This window comes from Shewanella carassii (assembly GCF_002777975.1).
Classification (GTDB): Bacteria; Pseudomonadota; Gammaproteobacteria; order Enterobacterales; family Shewanellaceae; genus Shewanella; species Shewanella carassii.
This window is the reverse complement of record NZ_NGVS01000028.1, coordinates 77,420-98,727: the sequence shown is the minus strand read 5'-3', so window position 1 is coordinate 98,727 and position 21,308 is coordinate 77,420. Positions and strand designations below refer to the sequence as shown.

18 protein-coding genes are annotated in these 21,308 nt (G+C 51.5%); 3 read left to right on the top strand and 15 right to left on the bottom strand.

Annotation, left to right across the window (positions count from 1 at the left end; genetic code table 11):
• Positions 1-7: 7 nt before the first annotated feature.
• The 7 genes from carB to dnaK all read right to left on the bottom strand — a co-directional run bounded on the left by carB (position 8) and on the right by dnaK (position 10,422).
• Entirely contained in the window at positions 8-3,229 is a 3,222-nt protein-coding gene (gene carB / locus CBE72_RS13785; protein ID WP_100144222.1) for a carbamoyl-phosphate synthase large subunit, read from the bottom strand.
• Positions 3,230-3,252: 23 nt separating this feature from the next.
• Entirely contained in the window at positions 3,253-4,401 is a 1,149-nt protein-coding gene (gene carA / locus CBE72_RS13780; protein ID WP_093982431.1) for a glutamine-hydrolyzing carbamoyl-phosphate synthase small subunit, read from the bottom strand.
• A gap of 188 nt (positions 4,402-4,589) precedes the next feature.
• Positions 4,590-5,408: a 4-hydroxy-tetrahydrodipicolinate reductase gene (dapB, locus tag CBE72_RS13775; protein ID WP_100144220.1), complete on the bottom strand. Its 819-nt coding sequence runs from the start codon at positions 5,406-5,408 to the stop codon at positions 4,590-4,592.
• A gap of 59 nt (positions 5,409-5,467) precedes the next feature.
• Positions 5,468-6,085 carry a BamJ family beta-barrel-assembly machinery protein gene (locus CBE72_RS13770; RefSeq protein ID WP_039033627.1) on the bottom strand — a complete coding sequence of 206 codons (618 nt, stop codon included), beginning with the start codon at positions 6,083-6,085 and terminating at the stop codon, positions 5,468-5,470.
• A gap of 158 nt (positions 6,086-6,243) precedes the next feature.
• On the bottom strand, positions 6,244-7,038 hold the full coding sequence (locus CBE72_RS13765) for a M48 family metallopeptidase (RefSeq protein WP_100144218.1): 795 nt from the start codon (positions 7,036-7,038) through the stop codon (positions 6,244-6,246).
• Between the two features lie 249 nt (positions 7,039-7,287).
• Positions 7,288-8,418, bottom strand: coding sequence for a molecular chaperone DnaJ (dnaJ, locus tag CBE72_RS13760; RefSeq protein ID WP_100144215.1), 1,131 nt, complete (start codon positions 8,416-8,418; stop codon positions 7,288-7,290).
• A 90-nt stretch (positions 8,419-8,508) separates the two neighbouring features.
• Positions 8,509-10,422 carry a molecular chaperone DnaK gene (dnaK, locus tag CBE72_RS13755; RefSeq protein WP_100144213.1) on the bottom strand — a complete coding sequence of 638 codons (1,914 nt, stop codon included), beginning with the start codon at positions 10,420-10,422 and terminating at the stop codon, positions 8,509-8,511.
• A 300-nt stretch (positions 10,423-10,722) separates the two neighbouring features.
• Between dnaK and CBE72_RS13750 the strand changes: the two genes are divergently transcribed.
• Positions 10,723-11,625 carry a DMT family transporter gene (locus CBE72_RS13750; RefSeq protein ID WP_100144211.1) on the top strand — a complete coding sequence of 301 codons (903 nt, stop codon included), beginning with the start codon at positions 10,723-10,725 and terminating at the stop codon, positions 11,623-11,625.
• 267 nt (positions 11,626-11,892) lie between these two features.
• Here CBE72_RS13750 and CBE72_RS13745 read toward each other — a convergent pair whose 3' ends face one another.
• The 5 genes from CBE72_RS13745 to CBE72_RS20140 form a co-directional block, all read right to left on the bottom strand.
• A complete protein-coding gene (locus tag CBE72_RS13745; RefSeq protein WP_045283671.1) occupies positions 11,893-12,405 on the bottom strand; it encodes a lipocalin family protein in 513 nt (170 codons plus the stop codon).
• Positions 12,406-12,432: 27 nt separating this feature from the next.
• Positions 12,433-12,843 (bottom strand): hypothetical protein, encoded by a 411-nt coding sequence (locus tag CBE72_RS13740; RefSeq protein WP_100144209.1) that lies wholly within the window; start codon positions 12,841-12,843, stop codon positions 12,433-12,435.
• A 919-nt stretch (positions 12,844-13,762) separates the two neighbouring features.
• A complete protein-coding gene (locus tag CBE72_RS13735) occupies positions 13,763-14,137 on the bottom strand; it encodes a hypothetical protein (protein WP_100144207.1) in 375 nt (124 codons plus the stop codon).
• A gap of 147 nt (positions 14,138-14,284) precedes the next feature.
• Positions 14,285-14,683, bottom strand: a complete 399-nt coding sequence (locus tag CBE72_RS13730; protein WP_100144205.1) for an SMI1/KNR4 family protein — start codon at positions 14,681-14,683, stop codon at positions 14,285-14,287.
• 78 nt (positions 14,684-14,761) lie between these two features.
• Positions 14,762-14,926, bottom strand: coding sequence for a hypothetical protein (locus CBE72_RS20140; protein WP_157929091.1), 165 nt, complete (start codon positions 14,924-14,926; stop codon positions 14,762-14,764).
• Positions 14,927-15,720: 794 nt separating this feature from the next.
• Between CBE72_RS20140 and CBE72_RS13725 the strand changes: the two genes are divergently transcribed.
• Together CBE72_RS13725 and ybaK are read left to right on the top strand one after the other, a co-directional pair.
• On the top strand, positions 15,721-16,014 hold the full coding sequence (locus CBE72_RS13725; RefSeq protein WP_025009906.1) for a DUF3144 domain-containing protein: 294 nt from the start codon (positions 15,721-15,723) through the stop codon (positions 16,012-16,014).
• A 357-nt stretch (positions 16,015-16,371) separates the two neighbouring features.
• Positions 16,372-16,845, top strand: coding sequence for a Cys-tRNA(Pro) deacylase (gene ybaK, locus CBE72_RS13720; protein ID WP_100144203.1), 474 nt, complete (start codon positions 16,372-16,374; stop codon positions 16,843-16,845).
• An 83-nt stretch (positions 16,846-16,928) separates the two neighbouring features.
• On the opposite strand, the gene CBE72_RS13715 is transcribed toward ybaK, so the two are convergent.
• The 3 genes from CBE72_RS13715 to CBE72_RS13705 form a co-directional block, all read right to left on the bottom strand.
• Positions 16,929-18,188 carry a glutamate-5-semialdehyde dehydrogenase gene (locus tag CBE72_RS13715; protein ID WP_100144201.1) on the bottom strand — a complete coding sequence of 420 codons (1,260 nt, stop codon included), beginning with the start codon at positions 18,186-18,188 and terminating at the stop codon, positions 16,929-16,931.
• Positions 18,185-19,303, bottom strand: coding sequence for a glutamate 5-kinase (proB, locus tag CBE72_RS13710; RefSeq protein ID WP_100144199.1), 1,119 nt, complete (start codon positions 19,301-19,303; stop codon positions 18,185-18,187). The genes CBE72_RS13715 and proB overlap by 4 nt, the downstream gene beginning before the upstream one ends.
• A gap of 188 nt (positions 19,304-19,491) precedes the next feature.
• Positions 19,492-20,784, bottom strand: a complete 1,293-nt coding sequence (locus CBE72_RS13705) for an NCS2 family permease (protein WP_100144197.1) — start codon at positions 20,782-20,784, stop codon at positions 19,492-19,494.
• Between the last annotated feature and the right edge of the window lie 524 nt (positions 20,785-21,308).

Genomic DNA, 21,308 nt, shown 5'->3' with positions numbered 1-21,308 from the left:
ACAGCGTTTACTTGTTGACTCTGGCGTGCAGTTCCTGCACCGAGGCAACATTGCTTCTGTCGTCGGCATCATGGGCCATACAGGTTGCAAAAGCCGCATTCATGGTGGTGGTGTAATTCACCTTGTGCTGCAGCGCGCCGCGGCGCAGCTGTCTGGAATCCTCGATGGCCTGACGACCCTCCGTGGTATTCACTATGTAGGTGTATTCACCGTTCTTGATCCGGTCAAGAATGTGTGGACGACCTTCATGCACCTTGTTCACCAAGCGAGGATTGATACCCGCTTCACCCAGCACCACAGCCGTACCGTGGGTGGCATCCAGCTCATAGCCGAGTTCAATCAGCTTGGCCGCCAGATCCGAAACCCGCTTCTTGTCGCTGTGACGAACAGACAACAGGGCGCGGCCTGACTTGGGTACATCCTTCACTGAGCCCAGTTGCGCCTTGGCGTAGGCTTCGGCGAAGGTATCACCCACCCCCATCACCTCACCGGTAGAGCGCATTTCAGGGCCGAGCAGCGGGTCAACACCCGGGAACTTGTTGAACGGCAGAACCACTTCCTTCACTGAGTAGTAAGGCGGGATCACTTCCTGAGTATGTTGCTGTTCGGCCAGTGAAGTACCGGCCATTACCCGGGCGGCAATCTTGGCCAGAGGCACGCCTGTGGCCTTGGATACGAAAGGCACTGTGCGGGCGGCACGCGGGTTCACCTCAATCAGGTAAATCACGTCGCTCTTGACCGCAAACTGCACGTTCATCAGACCAACAACGCCCAGTTCCAGCGCCAGCTTGCGTACCTGCTCGCGCATCTCATCCTGAATCGCCTTGGAGAGAGTGTAAGGAGGCAGTGAACAACCTGAGTCACCTGAGTGAACACCGGCCTGTTCGATATGCTCCATGATGCCGCCGATAACCACATCTTTACCATCGCAGATGGCGTCCACGTCTACTTCGGTGGCGTCATCCAGGAAGCGGTCCAGCAGTACCGGCGACTCGTTGGATACGCTCACGGCTTCGTTGAAGTAACGGCGCAGATCCTGCTCATCGTAGACGATTTCCATCGCCCGGCCACCCAATACATAGGAGGGACGAACCACCAGAGGGTAACCTATACGCTCGGCATCCAGTACCGCCTGCTCCAGATTGGTCACTGTGCTGTTTTCAGGCTGTTTCAGCCCCAAACGTTCAACCGCTTGTTGGAAGCGCTCACGGTCTTCGGCGCGGTCGATGGCATCCGGGCTGGTTCCTATGATGGGCACACCTGCGGCTTCCAGGGCGCGGGCCAGTTTCAGTGGCGTTTGGCCACCATACTGCACGATAACCCCTTTGGGCTGCTCAACCCGCACGATTTCCAGTACGTCTTCCAGGGTAACAGGTTCAAAGTAGAGTCTGTCAGAGGTGTCATAGTCGGTGGAAACGGTTTCAGGGTTACAGTTAACCATAATGGTTTCATAACCGTCTTCACGCATCGCCAGCGCCGCATGCACACAACAGTAGTCGAACTCGATACCCTGACCGATACGGTTAGGGCCGCCACCTATCACCATGATCTTGTCTTTATCGGACGGATTGGCCTCACACTCTTCCTCGTAGGTGGAGTACATGTAGGCGGTATCCGTGGCGAACTCGGCGGCGCAGGTATCTACCCGCTTGTAGACAGGGAAGAGTTCATACTTGTGACGCAGTTTGCGCACTTCACTTTCAGAAACCCCCAGCAGTGACGCCAGGCGCGCATCGGAGAAACCTTTACGCTTCAACTTGCGCAGGAACTCCTGGGTAAGACCGCTCCAGCCGCTTTCCTTGACCTTCTCTTCCTGCAGCACCAGATCTTCAATCTGCACCAGGAACCAAGGGTCTATGTTGGTGATGCGACGGATACCTTCCATAGACATACCGGCGCGGAAAGCATCGGCGATATACCAAGGACGCTCAGGGCCCACATCCTGCAACTCGTAACGTATCTTGGCCAGGGCTTCCGGCTCGTTGATATCCACGATAGGGTCAAAACCTGTCATCCCGGTTTCCAGGCCGCGCAGAGCTTTTTGCATCGACTCCTGGAAGGTACGGCCGATGGCCATCACTTCACCGACAGACTTCATCTGAGTGGTCAGGCGGTCGTTGGAGCCGGCAAACTTCTCGAAGTTGAAGCGAGGAATTTTGGTAACCACATAGTCGATAGAAGGCTCGAACGAAGCCGGAGTCAAACCGCCGGTAATGTCGTTCATCAGCTCATCCAGGGTAAAGCCCACCGCCAGCTTGGCCGCAACCTTGGCAATCGGGAAACCGGTCGCCTTGGAGGCCAGCGCAGATGAGCGCGATACCCGTGGGTTCATCTCGATGATCACCATGCGACCATCTTTGGGGTTGATACCAAACTGCACGTTGGAACCACCGGTTTCAACACCGATTTCCCGCAGCACCGCCATGGAGGCGTTACGCATCAGTTGATATTCTTTGTCGGTCAGGGTCTGAGCCGGTGCAACTGTGATGGAGTCACCTGTGTGTACACCCATGGGGTCAAAGTTTTCGATGGCGCAGACTATGATGCAGTTATCGTTACGATCGCGCACCACTTCCATCTCGTACTCTTTCCAGCCAATCAGCGACTCGTCAATCAGCAGTTCATTGGTCGGCGACAAGTCCAGACCTCGGGTACAGATCTCTTCAAACTCTTCGACGTTGTAAGCGATACCGCCACCGCTGCCGCCCATAGTGAAAGAGGGGCGAATGATGCAGGGGAAGCCCACTTCATTCAGTACCTTGTGCGCTTCTTCCATGCTGTGGGCAATACCGGCACGAGGACACTCGAGACCGATACTCTTCATCGCCTTGTCGAAACGGGCACGGTCTTCGGCCTTATCAATGGCATCGGCAGTGGCACCGATCATCTCGACGTCAAACTCTTTCAATACGCCTTTGGCTTCCAGTTCCAGGGCGCAGTTCAGCGCCGTCTGACCGCCCATGGTTGGCAGAATCGCATCGGGGCGTTCTTTGGCGATAATGTTGCGCACCACTTCCCAGTGGATAGGCTCGATGTATGTGGCATCGGCCATTTCCGGGTCTGTCATAATGGTTGCAGGGTTGGAGTTCACCAGAATAACCCGGTAACCCTCTTCTCTCAGCGCCTTACAGGCCTGGGCTCCCGAATAGTCAAACTCACAGGCCTGACCGATAACGATTGGGCCGGCACCCAGGATAAGAATACTTTGAATATCAGTACGTTTTGGCATTTTCTTCTATCTTCTCCCGGCGATTACAGCTTGACTTGGTGACGGTATTGCTCAATCAGTTCGATAAAGTGATCGAACAGAGGCGCACAATCGTGCGGCCCCGGACTCGCTTCAGGGTGGCCCTGGAAGCTGAAGGCCGGCTTGTCTGTCAGGTGGATCCCTTGCAGTGAGCCATCAAACAGCGACTTGTGAGTCACCTTGATGTTGGCAGGCAATGTGGCTTCATCGGCAGCAAAACCATGGTTCTGGCTGGTGATCATCACAGTGCCTTTGTCAATATCGCTCACAGGGTGGTTAGCGCCGTGGTGACCAAACTTCATCTTCAGCGTCTTGGCACCGTTGGCCAGCGCCAGCAGTTGGTGGCCAAGGCAGATGCCGAATACCGGGATATCGGTTTCGAGAATTTGCTGAATCGCCTTGATGGCGTAGTCACATGGCTCCGGGTCACCGGGGCCGTTGGAGAGGAATACCCCATCCGGTGCCATCGCCAGCACTTCACTGGCAGGCGTTTGTGCGGGAACCACAGTCACATCACAGCCTCTGTCTACCAGCATTCGCAGTATGTTCTGCTTCACGCCGTAGTCATAAGCCACTACCTTGTACTTGAGTTCTGACTCGGGAGTATCGACCGGCAGGCCGCTCTCCAAACGCCAGGTTCCCTTGCGCCAGGTGTAAGACTTGTCGGTCGTCACTTCCTTGGCCAAGTCCATGCCTTTCAGCCCAGGGAATGCCTTGGCGGCGGCCAGCGCCTTGTCTACGTCCTGCTCACCCACCAGAATGCAACCGGCCTGAGCGCCTTTCTCCCGCAGAATACGAGTCAGCTTACGGGTGTCGATATCGGCGATACCGACTACCTTGTTGGCTTTGAGGTAATCACTGAGGGATTGTTGGTTACGGAAGTTACTGGCGAGGAGGGGAAGATCACGAATAATAAGACCACAGGCATGAACTGCATCGGATTCTGTGTCTTCATTGTTGGTACCGGTATTACCGATATGTGGGTAGGTTAGAGTTACTATCTGGCGAGAATAAGATGGATCGGTGAGGATTTCTTGATATCCGGTCATCGAAGTGTTAAAAACGACTTCTCCGACTGCGATCCCATCGGCACCGATTGCTGTGCCGGAAAATACGCTTCCATCTTCAAGTACGAGTAAGGCAGACTTTGTCAACGCGACCTCCGAGAAAAGAGCCAAGCCACTGAAATGTAATGTTTTTATCTTTGTTTAAAGTACCAATTTCCGCTAAAATACGAAATTTTGACAAATTCCGCGCATCCTACACGATAAATGCCACTCCGTCTACAGCTTGGCGGAGAAATTCAAAAAAAAACCGCCAATCGGCGGTTTTTTAAATAATGTCATAGGGGTTTCAACCCCAATACCTGTTGCATGTCGTAGAGCCCGGCATCCTGTTCCTGCAACCAAAGTGCCGCACGCATGGCGCCGTTGGCAAAGGTCATTCGGCTGGAAGCCTTGTGAGTGATCTCCAAGCGTTCGCCCATATCGGCAAACATGGCGGTATGCTCGCCCACCAAGTCGCCCGCCCTGATAGTGGCAAAACCTATGGTGTCACGCTCTCGCTCGCCGGTGATCCCCTCGCGGCCATAAACGGCGACTTTTTCCAGATCCCGCCCCAGCGTGTTGGCAATCACTTCCCCCATCTTCAAGGCGGTACCTGAAGGCGCATCCTTCTTGTGTCTGTGATGACCTTCGATGATCTCTATGTCGGTATAGTCACCCATGACTTCCGCCGCCAACTCCAGCAGCTTCCACATCAGGTTAACCCCAACCGACATATTGGGTGCCAATACCACAGGGATCTGCTCGGCAAAGGCCTCAATCTGCGCCTTTTGCGCCGAATTGAAACCTGTGGTTCCTATCACTATCGCCTTATGATGGCGGGCGCACCAATCCAGATTGCTAAGGGTACCTTCCGGGCTGGTGAAATCCACCAACACATCGAAGTCATCGGCGACCGGATCCAGGTTATCGCTGACCCGGACATGGAGGCAACCGACCCCGGCCAACTCGCCGGCATCGACTCCCACCAGAGTCGAGCCAGCGCGCTCGATGGCCGCGCCCAGAATGATCCGGCTGGAATGCGCGGCCGCCTCTATCAAGGTGCGTCCCATACGGCCACTGCTTCCGGCAACCGCAACTCTGACATGTCCACTCATAACTTTCTCCACATACAGGCTAAAAAAATCGCCTGAGTCAGACTCAAGCGATTTTGGTATTACAGGATGTCCAGCAGTTCCACTTCAAAGACCAGAGTGGAATAAGGCGGGATAGCCGCCCCGGCACCACGTTCGCCGTAGGCCAGGTGATGCGGTACATACAGCTTGTACTTGGCGCCAACCGGCATCAGTTGCAGCGCTTCGGTCCAACCGGCAATCACGCCGGAAACCGGGAATTCGGCAGGCTGACCACGGGTTACTGAACTGTCGAATACTTTACCGTCGATAAAGGTACCGTGATAGTGAGTGCGAACGTTGGAATCATAGCTTGGCTTCTCGCCTGAGCCTTCGTTGATGATTTCGTACTGCAGACCTGATTCGGTAGTCACCACGCCTTCACGCTTGGCGTTTTCAGCCAGGAAAGCATTGCCTTCGGCAGAAGCGGCTTCGGCAGCCTCTTCCTGCGCTTTTTGCAGGCGACGGCTGATTTCAGAGAAAGCAACCTGCATATCTTCCATGGAAACAACACTCTCTTTGCCGTCAAATGCATCGGCCAGACCGGCTTGAACGGCTGGAATATCCAGACCTTCGAAAGAGTTTGCGGCCAGTTGCTCACCCAACTGGCGGCCTACGCCGTAGCTGGCTTGTTGTTCAACACTGGTGAACTTATCAGACATAATCAGTTTACTCTCAGTTTATCTGTGAATTTTTCGCGGCACAGTGTAACACTTATCCGGGTTCAAGTGTTGCGCTTATTCGTATCCTTACGCTTTGTTCATTCGCCGAGTATCAAGTCGAAATGGGCTGAGGGCCAAGCAAGCCGACTTTGTTAACCTCATCTTTGGCAAGAGCGAAACTTACCCTTGCTCGCCTGATAGAGCGGCATCATCTGCGCTTGTAAATCACGCAACTGGGCAATGCGGTTCTCATTGGATGGATGAGTCGATAAGAGCTCCGGCCCCTGACCGCCCCCCGCCTTGGCCATGTTTTGCCATAAGGTCACCCCGGCTCTGGGATCGAAGCCGGCCCTGGCCATCAGCTCCAACCCCATCACATCGGCCTCGGATTCCTGAGCCCGGCCATAGGGTAAGATATAGCCCACCTGCACCCCAAGCCCCAAGGCCGCCATGTAGAGATCGGCATTAGCTACCTGCCCCATCCCCAACGCTGCTCCGGCCAACTGCATGCCGGTATTGCTGAGTTGGGCCCGTGAGGCCTGTTCATTACCGTGCTGCGCCAACACATGCGCTATCTCATGGCCGATTACCGTTGCCAGTTGATCTTCATTGTTGGCCACTTTAAGAAGCCCGGTATAGACACCGATATGACCACCAGGCAAGGCAAAGGCGTTGACCTGATCCGAGTCAAACAGTACCCATTGCCAATGTTGTTGCGGCAATAAAGAGGTAATACGCTGCGCCACGCAGGCAACATAGGCACTGGCGGCCTTGTCCTGGCTCTGCTTCTCCTTTGCTTTTATCTGCTCAAAAGAGGCGGTGCCCATCAGATTTATCTGCTCGGGCGAAAACAGCAACATCTGTGAACGCCCGGTAGGCGACTGGGTCGTGGAGCAGCCTGAAAGAGCTCCCACAAAGAGTATGGCCAATAGGCCGAAAATTCGGTTATTCATCTTTTATCTTCCAATGACAAAATGTCTACCAATGTTACTCAAGTAACAAAGCCAAGAACAGCGCCAAGAACGTTCTTCCCCGCGTAGTAAACAAGAGTCAGTCTCAGCCCAAAGTGCCGAGCGATAGTCGCTCCGCCAATAACACCATGACGGATTCACAGAATGCAAATGCCGACATAACCGGAGGTCCGCATGAATCAAAAAAAACCGATGCCTTGAGCATCGGTTTTTATCTAAGTCGATAGCAAGTTAGCTATTCAAATCCTGAAAAAACTTTTTCACCCCATCGAAGAAGCCTTCGGCCTTGGGGCTATGCTTCTTGGATTCACCGGTGACTGAAGTTTCAAATTCCCGCAGCAGTTCTTTCTGACGCTCGGACAGATTCACCGGCGTTTCCATCACTACTTTGCAAAGCAGATCGCCAACCGCGTGACTGCGCACCGACTTAACCCCTTTGCCGCGCATGCGGAACATGCGTCCGGTCTGGGTTTCCGCCGGGATCTTCAGGTTGACCTTGCCGTCCAGTGTCGGCACTTCCACTTCACCGCCGAGGGCGGCCTTGGCGAAGGAGATAGGCACTTCACAATAGAGGTTGTTGCCGTCACGGACAAAAATTGGGTGTTCGCGCACAGTAACCTGTACATAGAGATCCCCCGCTGGGGCTCCGAATTCACCGGCTTCACCTTCACCTGCCAGACGGATACGGTCACCAGTATCGACACCGGCCGGAATTTTCACCGATAGCGTCTTACTCTTCTCTATGCGACCATCACCATGACACTTGCTGCAAGGCTCTTTGATGATCTTGCCGCGGCCATGACAGGTAGGACAAGGTTGCTGCACGGCGAAAAAGCCCTGGCGCATCTGTACCTGACCGGCACCATGACAGGTTCCACAAGTGGTTGCCGAGGTGCCCTTCTTGGCCCCTGAGCCATCACACATGTCACAGCTTGCCAGGGTTGGGATACGCAGTTCCTTGGTCAAGCCACGAACCGCTTCTTCCAACGACAGTTCCAGGTTGTAACGCAGATCTGAGCCACGGGCAGCTTGACGATGCCCACCACGACGACCACCGCCGAAGATATCCCCGAACACATCGCCAAAGATATCACCGAAATCGGCGCCGCCACCAAAACCACCGCCACCACGGTTGGGATCAACCCCAGCATGACCAAACTGATCATAGGCGGCTTTTTTGTCTGCGTCGGTCAAGATCTCGTAGGCTTCTTTGACTTCTTTAAAGCTGGCCTCGGCCGCCTTATCGCCCGGGTTGCGGTCAGGGTGATACTTCATCGCCAGGCGCTTATAGGCCTTCTTGATCTCCCGCTCGCTGGCGTCGCGACCGACGCCCAATACTTCGTAATAATCTCGCTTTGACATAATCTCACGCTTTCCAAGCTGGATTCACACAAGCGGGCGTTAGGGTTGCCCCGTAACGCCCGCCGGAATTAATCGAGTGTTACCACCCAATTACTTCTTGTCGTCTTTAACCTCTTCGAACTCGGCATCGACAACGTCATCGGCCTGGGCATTGCTGCTCTGGGCTTCGCCTTGACCTTGGGCTTGTTGTGCCTTGGCCTGAGCGATTTCCATCAGCTTGGCAGAAGCTTCGATCAGCTCTTGAGTCGCCTTGTCGATGGCTTCTTTGTCGTTACCCTTGGCGGCAGTTTCTACAGCAGCCATAGCGGTTTCAATCTTGGCTTTGTCGTCTGCAGCCAGAGCATCACCGGCTTCTTCCACCTGTTTCTTGGTGGCGTGTACCAGACCGTCAGCCTGGTTGCGAGCGCTGACCAGCTCTTCAAACTTCTTGTCTTCCTCGGCATGAGCCTCGGCGTCGCGAACCATTTTCTCGACTTCATCATCAGACAGACCGGAAGAGGCCTTGATGGTGATGTTCTGCTCTTTGCCTGTCTTCTTGTCTTTGGCAGACACGTGCAGAATACCGTCGGCGTCGATGTCGAAAGTCACTTCAATCTGTGGCATGCCGCGTGGAGCAGGCTCAATACCTTCCAGGTTGAACTGACCCAGTGACTTGTTGGCGCTGGCTTGCTTACGCTCACCCTGCAGCACGTGAATGGTCACTGCGCTCTGGTTGTCGTCTGCTGTAGAGAAGGTCTGCTGTGCCTTGGTAGGAATAGTAGTGTTCTTCTCAATCAGCTTGGTCATTACGCTGCCCATGGTTTCAATACCCAGAGACAGAGGTGTCACGTCCAACAGCAGTACGTCTTTCACGTCACCGGCCAGTACACCACCTTGAATCGCAGCACCTACGGCTACCGCTTCATCAGGGTTCACGTCTTTACGTGGTTCCTTGCCGAAGAAGTTGGTTACCGCTTCCTGAACCTTAGGCATACGGGTTTGACCGCCCACCAGAATCACTTCGTTGATGTCAGACACTGACAGGTCGGCATCGGCCAGAGCCACTTTCAGAGGCTCCAGAGAGCGCTGGATCAGGTCTTCAACCAGAGATTCCAGTTTGGCACGGGTGATCTTAACCACCAAGTGCTTGGGACCTGTCGCATCGGCAGTGATGTAAGGCAGGTTCACCTCGGTCTGAGTGGTGCTGGACAGCTCAATCTTGGCCTTCTCGGCAGCTTCTTTCAGACGCTGCATAGCCAGAGGGTCGTTACGCAGATCCAGACCTTGCTCTTTCTTGAATTCGTCAGCCAGGTAGTTGATCAGACGGTTGTCAAAGTCTTCACCACCCAGGTGAGTATCACCGTTGGTTGCCAGTACTTCGAAAGTCTGGTCGCCGTCGTTGCTGTCGATTTCGATGATGGAGATATCGAAAGTACCGCCACCCAGGTCATATACAGCAACAATATTGTCGCCCTGCTTCTTGTCGATACCATAGGCCAGTGCCGCTGCAGTTGGCTCGTTGATGATACGTTTTACTTCCAGACCCGCGATACGGCCGGCATCTTTGGTGGCCTGACGCTGAGAATCGTTGAAGTAAGCAGGTACTGTGATTACCGCTTCAGTCACTGGCTCACCCAGGAAATCTTCAGCAGTTTTCTTCATCTTTTTCAGTACTTCAGCAGACACCTGAGGAGGTGCCATCTTCTTGCCATGGCTTTCAATCCAAGCATCGCCGTTGTCGGCCTTGATGATCTTGAAAGGCATGATGCTGACGTCGCGCTGAACTTCATCGTCAGTGAAGCGACGGCCAATCAAACGCTTGATGGCAAAGAAAGTGTTGGCAGGGTTGGTCACAGCCTGACGTTTTGCAGGTGAACCTACCAGAGTCTCGTCTTCAGTGAAGGCGATGATAGAAGGTGTAGTGCGATCGCCTTCGGCATTCTCCAATACGCGAGCCTTGTCACCATCGAGGACAGCTACACAAGAGTTTGTTGTGCCTAAGTCGATACCAATAATTTTACCCATGAGGTCCTCCGAAAAATCTTTTCTTTCGAACTGAATATGTTTATCTGATTTCAGATATGGGGGTAAACTCGATGTTTTCAAGCCCGTTGTGGATGGCCCCCAATCTTGCCTTACCCCCTATATAGGGGCACAAAATCGCTTTACAAGGGCCAAGAAAAAAAAAATGGGTCTTTTGCTCAATCTTTTTGCGCATCGCCGGGCCAGAGAGCTTTTTTGTGCACCTGTGCCGAATAAAATAGCGGCGTTCCTGAAAGAGGCTGATCCAGTCATAGAACAAAAATAGAAACAGAGACGTCTAGATTGAAAAAATCCCAACTGGCCCTGATCTACGGAATGGCCGCCGTGTTCCTGTGGTCCACAGTGGCGACCGCCTTTAAAATCGCCCTTGGCTTCTTCTCACCGTTGCAACTGGTGTTTGTTGCCGTTATCACTTCATCCATCTGTCTAGGGATTATTCTTGCCTGGCAGGGAAAACTCACATTATTAAAGCAACAGTTTTTCGCCCGCCCTTGGTTTTATTTGCAAACAGGGATACTGAACCCCTTTCTTTATTATCTGGTGCTGTTCAAGGCCTATGATCTCTTGCCGGCGCAGCAGGCGCTGTCGCTGAACTATACCTGGGCGGTACTGCTGCCACTGTTGGCCGCCCCCATGCTGCAGCAAAAACTGCAACTCAGCGACATGCTGGCGGCCGTCACCGGCTACTTTGGAGTATTGGTGATAGCCACCGGCGGTAATCTGTTGTCAATGGACTTTGCAAACCCCTTCGGCATACTGCTGGCACTCTCCAGCACCCTGCTATGGTGCCTATATTGGATCATTAATACCAAAGACAAGGGCGATGCCATTGCCAGCCTGATGCTGAGTTTTTTGGTGAGTCTGCCACTGATAACCATCACCTTGCTGGCAACCGAAAGCCTGCCCTCTTTGCATTGGCAAGCTCTCGGGGCGGGGATCTATGTTGGCCTGTTTGAAATGGGAGTCACCTTTGTGCTCTGGCTGATGGCACTGAGAACCACAGAGCGAGCCGCCAGCATCACCAATCTGGTGTTTCTGACGCCACTCCTGTCCATGGTGTTTATTGCGCTGATATTGAAAGAAACCATCACCCTGGCGACTCTGGTCGGCATGGGACTTATCCTGTTAGCCCTCTTGATACAAAAAGTACTGAAACCCAAGGCGCCGAAAGTGAACATTGTTTGATGGGGAACGGACTTTGAGAACAAGCCGCATTTGATTGAGATAGTTGTTGAAGCGGTTGTTGAAGCAGCGTTTAACAAAAAGGCCAAGGTATCAAAACCTTGGCCTTTTTGCTGGCTGGCGATGCGGGAGTGTCGCTTGCATCTAACTCCTGCTCCTCCTTATCCAGCTATAAGCCCAACAAAAACGACGGGCAAAAGAAGAAAAGATAGTTCTGTCATCAAGGCTATCTGCCTGAAACTATTTCTATGTCGCCCTAAACTATGTCTATCACTGCGCGACAAAGATCAATTTACTGGTATCAAAACCGCGTTCGGCCGACATCTGAATAAATTTGTCCATTACCTCAGGTTCAACAACCGCCGTTCGCGACAGCAACCACAGGTAATCGGTATCTGGCCCGGAAACGAAGGCATAACTGTAGTTTTCTCTATCCAATTCAAAGACCACATAAGAGCCGTAAAAGGGACCGAAAAATGAAACTTTCAGATAAGCGTCGGTATCACTGTTAACAAAGTACGCCTTGCCTTCAGCCTCTTTCCACTCGCCGTCAGCCTCCGAGTAGCCTCGGTTGAGCACAGAAACGCCGCCATCACTTCTCATCTTGTACTCGGCCGTAACCTGCGTGAGGCCTCGCTCAAATGAATGGTCGAGGCGAGCCACCTCATACCACTTGCCCAAATAGTTGTTCAGTTCAAACCCTGATACAGGTTTGACCGAGTCAGGCATACCCAGGCAACCACTGAGCAAAGCCGCAAACACAACCAATAAAATTCTTCTCATGATGCCTCCCATTTACTCATAGTTCTGTCAGCTGTGATCATTCAACTCCTGCGTACTCAGAAAGAAATCAACTTCACAGGGTGCCATAGAATGACCATAGTAAGGTTGAATGATGACCCCATCCGCGGTGAGTCGCCATTTCACCCGTTCCCAGTTGTCCCGGGATTCGAAGTACTCACATTCTGCTTGTAGCTCATTGTTATTCGCATATATCTCTTTCAACAAGGAGTAATAGTCCAACTTGGGGAAGCGTTCCGTTAGGTCATGCAACTGCGCCAGTTTGCTGAGATCAAAATTCAACCTCCGCTCACCATAATCAGGATGCAGCTCATCACAAGAAACCTGGTACTGAATAACCCTTGCAGATTTCGCCAAGTGCCAACAACTGGCTACCGGAGCTTTACTGAAACCAGGCAAAAGATTGGTGACTATATTCATGGTTATTACAGCCGATGGAGACCGTATTCATACAACGGTGGTTTAACATCCAATGAATCGGAAAGGCGATACTGAAATAGCTACAACGATGCAGCCAAAATGACTTGACCACTACAGATACATTTACCATGAGCGCAAGGCTGCTTTGTCAACATGTTGTTTTTTTAGAAACTGTTCCGTCTTGTTTAGTTCACAACTCTTACTAACTACCAACACCAGAAAAGCCAAAACACTCACCCAAAATCCAATAAACTCACAAATTCCATTACAGTTAACCAGTGGACGCCAGCTTAATCGCTTCTAAGGTTGCCCTACATTAGACAGGAAAATAGAGTTGAATACCTCGCTAATCGAACAGATTATAATATTGGTACTTTTCGAACTAATCCATATAAGAAGCTACCGCAACCGCACCAAAATAAAGTTCCAACATAAAGTATAAAAGCATCAATTTAGAGCGCCCTTTCTTTAATAATATGATGAGCAGCAGCAAGGTGACCATGATATATGCAATGGCAACTAACATTCTATCCCTGTATGTCTGTAAAAATTGATAACAAACTATCTTAACGTCTACTCTCTTTTCCCAATAGACAATTTCAATTCCCTTAAGTTCATAACCTTGTCAATAGTAGCTGCCTATGCTGTTAATCCACATAATATCAGAGCTTACTGTATGGCTGGGTTAAACTCGGTTACTACCCCGAGCAGGAATATGCTAATTTCTAATTAATAATCAAGAATCAGACCACTAAAGCATGCCACTCCATCAACATAACCAACATAATAAATATAATCAGTATATTTCGAGATTAATCGTGAACCTTGACCAGCCAAAAAATGAACATCGGCGTGCCTTTAGTAGTAATTTCTGAGTCTCCAGTTATTTGGCAAAGAAGAGCTCCCTCTTGTTCGATTTCTATATGTTTTTTGCCTCAATAGTCAGGCTTAGCAAGTTACCACCTTTGGCTTCAACATAACCACCATCCAGGTAGTAGCAGAACAATTCTGATTCGCGCATTAGATCGATAAAAACTGGATTACCATTATCAGCTCCGATAGTAATGCAAGAGCTGCACTGCTCAATGGTTAAAGGAGAGCTGCCGGAAACTTCTAATTGAGTTTTGATGAAGGCATAAAGCTGGTTAAAGGTGTTGACAGTGTTTTTATCTATCGTGACTTCATCAGCAAGCTCACTCTCCGGGAACAAATAGAACTCATTCCCTCTGTAACAGACCACTTCAGCTGTATCAATACTACTGAGCCATTCCGTATAATAACTTGGTAATATCACAAGAACTCCCTATAAAATAACAGTTACACAATGCGAGCAAACGGTTGTACCGTACCGAACAAAAAAAACACCTTAAATAAATTAACGCACAGGATATTAGGCAAAGTTAAAAACTGCGATTTCCAAACAGAATAACACAGTCATTTTTCATGAATTTAACTTGCTTTCTGGTGAAACTTGATCATTTATCAGATCAACAAGAGACTTGGCAACAAATTTGGCCTCATCCCAGCCTAAATCGCCACAATTAGCGATGTAGTAACCAGAAATTATCCCCTGTTCAATTTTTGCCACGCAAATATTACCATTCCCATCCATGCAAATAGGTATTGAGTTAGACATATATTTCTTTAACTCGTATATATCCTCACCGAGTATTTCTATGATTGAGAAAAATTGCAGCTCTTTAAAACCAAAAAAGATGTCCGCCCCATTACTGTTCTGCCACCAATCATAAAACTCACTTGGTAAGCTAACACCAAAAGCCTCTTCAAGCTCTCTAATCGATTCTCTACTTACTCCCGGTGGCTTGTTTACGTATTCCATATCGTCCTTTATGCGTAACGCCGAAAACAACTAATCGTAGCGAGGTTCAGCCCAGAATGGGCGATACTAATTAGCCTATTATTTGTATTTTTTACATATTTCATCAATCTCTTCCAGAACCAAGCCTAGAGAAGAGTTTTGTTCATTTTGCTTGAGTCTTTCTGCCAAAGCTTTCTGAAGCGTTAGCAGCTCCTCTTTTTTGCAACGCAAATGCCAGATATCAGCCTTTGATGGTGCTCCCATTATTTTTGACTCTAAATAGCTGTTCCTAAATGTAGGTCACTGGCCTCATTAGTCATCATCGTGCTTAGTTTAGCATCCTTTAGCAAGGAGCCTTGTAGTACAGGGCTTTCCGAGTGTATGCGTATAAACTCAGGCTAAATAAGGCTTTCAGCAGGGTGTAGCACAATTAGGAACACTTATTTAGTGCACGTAACAGCTGTATAGTGCGCATGTGCGTTGTTTTAGTCCTAGGATGAGTGTGAACACACACAGCTATCTATTTGTATTAACAGGTTAAATAGAGTTTAGCTTTGATATCCCTTGCTGCTAAACCCACAAACCATCAAAAACAGGCTGCTTTTGCGGAGCATTTTGCTGTAGGCATAGCTACCGCACGGATACGAAACTGACTTCGTCCCTGAAGATACCTCAAAACCGCCGAGAGCGGCCGGGGAACTGTGTCAGGCCAATATTTCCTATTATGGCCTATTACACTGAGTGTCATATCCACTGCAGTTAGAAAATGCTTAACATAAGCAGTTGAATTGTATCTACAATAACCAGATTGGATGAGTGAAACAATCGCCAATCGGGAGAAATTAGGTAAAAACGATAAAATACTGTTTTAGCTGCCGGCGCCGAAATGATTGGCTATTTCGGAAAAGAGTCGCTCTCTTTTGCGATTCAACTCATGCTTGTTGAGCTTTAGCAATCAAGAATGTGAAGCGGATTACAGCAGTTTGCAGCAAAACACTCTAGGGTAAGCTAACCCTAACAACGAGAGGCAAGCTCTCGACTTTAAACAGGAATCTCAGATGTCTGATACAGATAAGGCGTTTTTTCAGCGTGCCAGTGAACTCATCGAGTTGGCTAACAAACAAAACCAGAATACTGAAGTCCAAACCGGTGAAGTCAGTGCCTCTTTCATGTATGCCTTGGCTCGCTACAATGCCTGGTTCGGCTCTACCGGTTTTGCCACCAAGGAGCAGATGCAGTCGAAGAAGCAAGAGATGATGGATTACTATATGGAGCGCTACAAGGAGATGCTTGAAGGCTCGATGGACGACTATATCGAGAATTTCGACCACTACCGCGCAACTCAAAAGTAAAGCCGCCATAGCCTTTCAAAATGCCCGGCCAGATGCCGGGCGTTTTATTTTGGCTGAACTCATGTTTAAAGCCTTCCCAAGCCTATCGATTTTGCCAGCCTAGATTAGCCTCGAATCAGATTGAATCGCCACCGATATCTAGGCTATTGCCTGAGTTAATACTTAAGCTTTTGTGCCGCTTTGTGGTCTTGCTCTTAAACTAAGTCTTAAAAGAGTGACCCGCTATCTCGACCCTGAAAGGCTTGAGGCTTATGCTATGACACCTGTTTTGATAGTTAGACAGGTTTTGGCGCAACAGATATCCGGATTAAAACGCGATACTAAACACTACTCACGCCATCACCTAAGGAGACACTTGTGACACCCGCAATCGATCTCGCCACCAAGGCGGGGATCTCTTTTACCGTTCACGAATATCACCACGACAAGAATGCCCCTTCCTACGGCGAAGAGGCCGCCAGTGCACTTGGACTGGATCCCAACCGGGTATTCAAGACTCTGCTAGTCAGCAGCGATGAAAAGTCACCGCCACTGGCGGTGGCCCTGGTGCCGGTGAATCATCAGCTCAGCTTAAAATGCGTTGCCAAGGCGATTAAGGCCAAGAAGTTGGTGATGGCCAATCCGCAGTTGGCGCAGCGTTCATCCGGCTATCTGGTGGGCGGCATCAGCCCTCTGGGGCAGAAAAAGCAGTTACCCACAGTGATAGACGCCAGCGCCCAGGAGTTTGACAGCATCTATGTCAGCGCCGGTCGCCGTGGGCTGGAGATCTGTCTTGCCGCAGAGAACTTGGCCAAGCTCTGCCGCGGCAGTTTTGCGGCGATTAAGAGCTGAATCGTAAGCGGCCAAAGCAAAAGCCCCGCAACTGCGGGGCTTTGTTATATGTTGCTCTGAATACCTTTCACAAGAAGTAAACACTAACTTCTGGCGGTGTAATCACCGACACCCAACCACTTGTAGGTGGTCAGCGCTTCCAGCCCCATGGGGCCTCTGGCATGCAGTTTCTGAGTACTGACAGCCACCTCAGCGCCCAGGCCGAACTGGCCACCATCGGTGAAACGGGTGCTGGCATTGAGGTAAACCGCCGCCGAATTCACCTGGTTCATAAACTCGGTGGCGGCGTTGATATCATCCGTTAGGATAGCCTCGGAGTGACCGCTGGAATAGCGGCGAATATGACCTATGGCCTGCTGGATATCATCGACTACCCGGATCCCCAGATTGAGGGATAACCACTCGGTAGCAAAGCTATCCTCGCTGGCGGCGGCCACTTGCTCGGCCCCAAGAATAGCCACGGTCTCGGGGCAACCTACCAGCTTAACTCCGGCATCGACTAAGGCCTTGGCCACCTTGGGCAATGCCTCCTTGGCTATCTGCCTGTGCACCAACAGAGTATCCAGGGCGTTACATACGGTTGGGCGCTGCACCTTGGCGTTGAGAATGACAGGAATAGCCTTCTCCAGATCGGCCGCCTTATCCAGATAGAGATGGCAGATACCGATACCGCCGAGAATAACCGGGATAGTTGCCTGTTCGGCGCAGAGCCGCTGCAGCTTGTCGCCGCCGCGGGGCACTATCATGTCCACATATTGATCCAGCTTGAGCAGGCCGGTAACCAGGGTACGATCCGGGTTGTCGATAAGCTGCACCGCATCTTCCGGCAAGCCACTGGCTTTAACGCCCTGACGAATCGCCTTGGCCAGTGCCAGGTTGGATTTCAGGGTTTCCTTGCCGCCACGGAGGATCACCGCATTACCGGTTTTAAGGGCCAGCACGGCGATATCCACAGTCACATTGGGCCTGGCCTCATAGATAACGCCTATCACCCCCAGTGGCACGGCGCGGCGACACAGGCGCAAGCCGTTATCCAACACCCGGCTGTCATACTCGCGGCCAATGGGGTCGGCAAGGGCAATCACATTGTCAATATCGGCTATCACTCCAGCCAGGCGCGACTTATCCAGCAGCAGCCTGTCTATCATGGCCGCGTTGAGGCCAGCCTCTTTGGCCGCGGCCACATCCTGCTCATTGGCCGCGAGAATAGCCGCTTCATCGGCCTTGAGAGCGGCAACGATATTGTGCAGCAATTGCTGCTTGGCGGTGCCGGAAAGATTGGCCAGGGCAAAGCTGGCTTCCTTGGCCCTTTGCCCCAGTTGTTGCAGATATTCAGCTGTCATAAAACCACCATGTCGTTGCGGTGCACTATTGCATCACCATAGTCATAGCCCAGCAAGGATTCAATGTTATCTGAATGCTGGCCCGCGATACGTTTGAGGGCCACGGCGCTGTAGCGGCAGATCCCCCGCGCCAGTTTACGGCCCTTGGGATCCAACAGTTGCACCGTGGCGCCGCGTTCAAACTCGCCCTCGACGGCGATAATCCCCTTGGACAACAGACTGCGTCCCTTTTCGGTTACCGCCCGCACCGCGCCTTCATCCAAGGTCAGTTTCCCCTTGGCCTTGGGTCCGGCAAGGATCCACTGCTTACGGCTCTCCAGCGGGGTTTCGATGGCACAGAAGTGAGTCCCCACTGACTCGCCGGCAGCGATTTTTTCGATGGCGTCCGGATGATGACCCGAGGCGATAACCACTTCGATACCGGCGCGGCGAGCTATGTCGGCCGCCTCCAGCTTGGTTGCCATGCCGCCGGTACCCAATCCGGAAACTGAGCCGCCGGCCAGTTGCCGCAGGCTGTCGTCAATATTGGCCACTTCGCTGATCAGATGAGCATTGGGATTATGGCGCGGATCGGCATCGAACAAGCCTTTTTGGTCTGTCAGCAGGATCAGCAAGTCGGCATCACACAAAAGCGCTGCCCGGGCGGACAGGTTGTCGTTGTCCCCTACTTTTATCTCATTGGTGGCAACGGCATCGTTTTCATTGATGATGGGGATAATATTCTGTTTCAGCAGCGCATTCAGGGTATCTCTGGCGTTGAGATAGCGCTCGCGATCGTGCAGATCCGCCCGGGTCAGCAGCAACTGCCCCACGTGCAGACCATAAATACTGAACAACTGAGCCCAGGCCAGGATCAACTGGCTCTGGCCCACGGCCGCCAGCAACTGTTTGTTGGCCATGGTATCCGGCAACTCCGGATACATCAGATGCTCGCGCCCGGCGGCAATGGCGCCGGAAGTACACAAAACCACTTCGATACCGGCGCGCATCAGGGTCGCCATCTGCCTGGCCAGCTCGACCATATGGGCCTTGTCCAGGCGCTTGCTGCCGGAGGTAAGCACACTGGTACCCAGTTTTACCACTACCCGGCGGTAGCGTGTGTCACTCAAGTTCATCACTTGTATTTGCTTAAAAAAGTCGGGGATAAATCTTATACCCAATCCGCCGCCGGATTCCTAGCGGCAGTCGGCTTTCAAGCGGACAAAATCGTTATTTATTGCGATATCTCATACAAAAAGGGCCATACAAAGTATGACCCTCAATAAATGCAGTTTATAAAGCAGATGCTTGCGCTTTAGCTTTTTTAACCACCGTAGGCAAACTTGAGAATAAACAGCAGCGCCAGTGCCACAACCCCGGCATTGAGATCGCGAAAACGGCCGCAGAGGAGTTTAATCGCCGCATAGGCGATAAAGCCAAAGGCGATACCCGTGGCTATTGAGAAGGTCAATGGCATCAGCAGACAGACCACCACCACAGGGGCGGCCTCGGTCAAATCTTCCCACTCTACATGCACCAGGCCAGACATCATCAGAATCGCCACATAGAAGAGGGTGCCCGCGGTCGCATAGGCAGGCACCATACCGGCCAGCGGTGAGATAAAGAGTGAGGCCAAAAATAGCAGTCCGACCACGACGGCGGTCAAGCCGGTACGGCCACCGGCGCTGACGCCAGAGGTACTCTCGACATAACTTGTGGTGGTCGAGGTACCCAGCATGGCCCCGGCAATAGTGGCGGCGCTGTCGGCGGTCAGGGCGCGGTTGAGTCTTGGCAGGCGCCCCTTGTCATCCAGGAAACCACCACGCTGCGCCACGGCCACCAAGGTGCCAGAGGTATCGAACAAGTCCACAAATAAAAAGGCGAACACTACGGAAATCATGCTGATCTCCAGCATGCCGGAGAGATCCATCTTCATAAAGGTAGGCGCAATGGAGGGCGGCATGGATACCAGGCCGGTATATTGCACATCTCCAAAGGCCAGCCCTAGCAGAGTGATGGCCAGAATGCTGAGGATCACCGCCGCCTTATATCCACGCTGAACAAAAGCGATGATCAGGAAGAACCCTAATACCGACATCAGTGCCGGAAATGCGGTGATATCCCCCATACTTACCAGAGTCGCCGGATTGGCAACCACGATACCGGCACTCTTGAGGCCGATGAGCGCTAAAAACAGGCCGATACCTGCGGCTATGCCGAGGCGTAGCGACATGGGAATAGAGTTGACCACCCATTCCCGAATTCGTACCAGGGAGAGGATCATAAAGCAGATCCCGGAGAGAAATACGGCGCCGAGCGCAGTTTCCCAGCTGTAACCCATTTCACCCACAACTGTGTAGGTAAAAAAGGCGTTGAGGCCCATTCCAGGGGCCAGGGCGATGGGATAGTTGGCCAACAGTCCCATGACCAGACAGCCTATCGCCGCCGCGACACAGGTCGCCACAAAGACAGCGCCCTGATCCATACCGGCATCGGCCAGCATAGCGGGGTTAACGAAGATAATGTATGCCATGGTCAGAAAGGTGGTCAGACCCGCCACGGCTTCCTGCTTCAGAGAGGTTTTGTTTTGCTTTAACTTGAACAGTTTTTCCAACATGGAACCAGGTTCCTTGAATTAGAGTGTAGGGAGGTTTGGATGTGACACTTCTTTAACGAGGTCATCGGCGGCCGATTATAAGGAGTTTGCGCTGATCAGACCAGCATCATAGTACTTAGCCGGGCAGTGGTATCCATTAAATGCCCGTCAGCTCACAATTTGTTCACATTTTGCTGCGGACAAAAAAAAAGCCTGCTCAAAGAGCAGGCAAAGACATGTATCAAGTACCCAAAAGGGAAAGAGTTTACCGCGCTAGCGGGTAACACCTGGCAACAGAAGCAAAGCCTCTATTGCAACTTGAGTCTAAATACATCACAGAGTGATGAACAAAGGTTGATGGATGATGGAACTACTTAAAGGGGTAGTCAGCCCTTGAAACTCATGGCGAACATGCCGCCGCGCAAAACCTGACAATCAAACCAGGTGTTGCTCCAATAAACTAGGTTGTTTTTGCCTGAATAAGACATAGCCGATACTCCTAACAAAGTTGTAAAAAAAAATACTCTAGTGAAGCTTGGCTCGGT

Coding starts and splice junctions, on each gene's coding strand:
- carB (WP_100144222.1), bottom strand. CDS start 3,229: ATGCCAAAACGTACTGATATTCAAAGTATTCTTATCCTGGGTGCCGGC.
- dapB (WP_100144220.1), bottom strand. CDS start 5,408: ATGAGTGGACATGTCAGAGTTGCGGTTGCCGGAAGCAGTGGCCGTATG.
- CBE72_RS13770 (WP_039033627.1), bottom strand. CDS start 6,085: ATGTCTGATAAGTTCACCAGTGTTGAACAACAAGCCAGCTACGGCGTA.
- CBE72_RS13765 (WP_100144218.1), bottom strand. CDS start 7,038: ATGAATAACCGAATTTTCGGCCTATTGGCCATACTCTTTGTGGGAGCT.
- dnaJ (WP_100144215.1), bottom strand. CDS start 8,418: ATGTCAAAGCGAGATTATTACGAAGTATTGGGCGTCGGTCGCGACGCC.
- dnaK (WP_100144213.1), bottom strand. CDS start 10,422: ATGGGTAAAATTATTGGTATCGACTTAGGCACAACAAACTCTTGTGTA.
- CBE72_RS13745 (WP_045283671.1), bottom strand. CDS start 12,405: ATGAGAAGAATTTTATTGGTTGTGTTTGCGGCTTTGCTCAGTGGTTGC.
- CBE72_RS13740 (WP_100144209.1), bottom strand. CDS start 12,843: ATGAATATAGTCACCAATCTTTTGCCTGGTTTCAGTAAAGCTCCGGTA.
- CBE72_RS13730 (WP_100144205.1), bottom strand. CDS start 14,683: ATGGAATACGTAAACAAGCCACCGGGAGTAAGTAGAGAATCGATTAGA.
- CBE72_RS20140 (WP_157929091.1), bottom strand. CDS start 14,926: ATGGGAGCACCATCAAAGGCTGATATCTGGCATTTGCGTTGCAAAAAA.
- CBE72_RS13725 (WP_025009906.1), top strand. CDS start 15,721: ATGTCTGATACAGATAAGGCGTTTTTTCAGCGTGCCAGTGAACTCATC.
- CBE72_RS13715 (WP_100144201.1), bottom strand. CDS start 18,188: ATGACAGCTGAATATCTGCAACAACTGGGGCAAAGGGCCAAGGAAGCC.
- proB (WP_100144199.1), bottom strand. CDS start 19,303: ATGAACTTGAGTGACACACGCTACCGCCGGGTAGTGGTAAAACTGGGT.
- CBE72_RS13705 (WP_100144197.1), bottom strand. CDS start 20,784: ATGTTGGAAAAACTGTTCAAGTTAAAGCAAAACAAAACCTCTCTGAAG.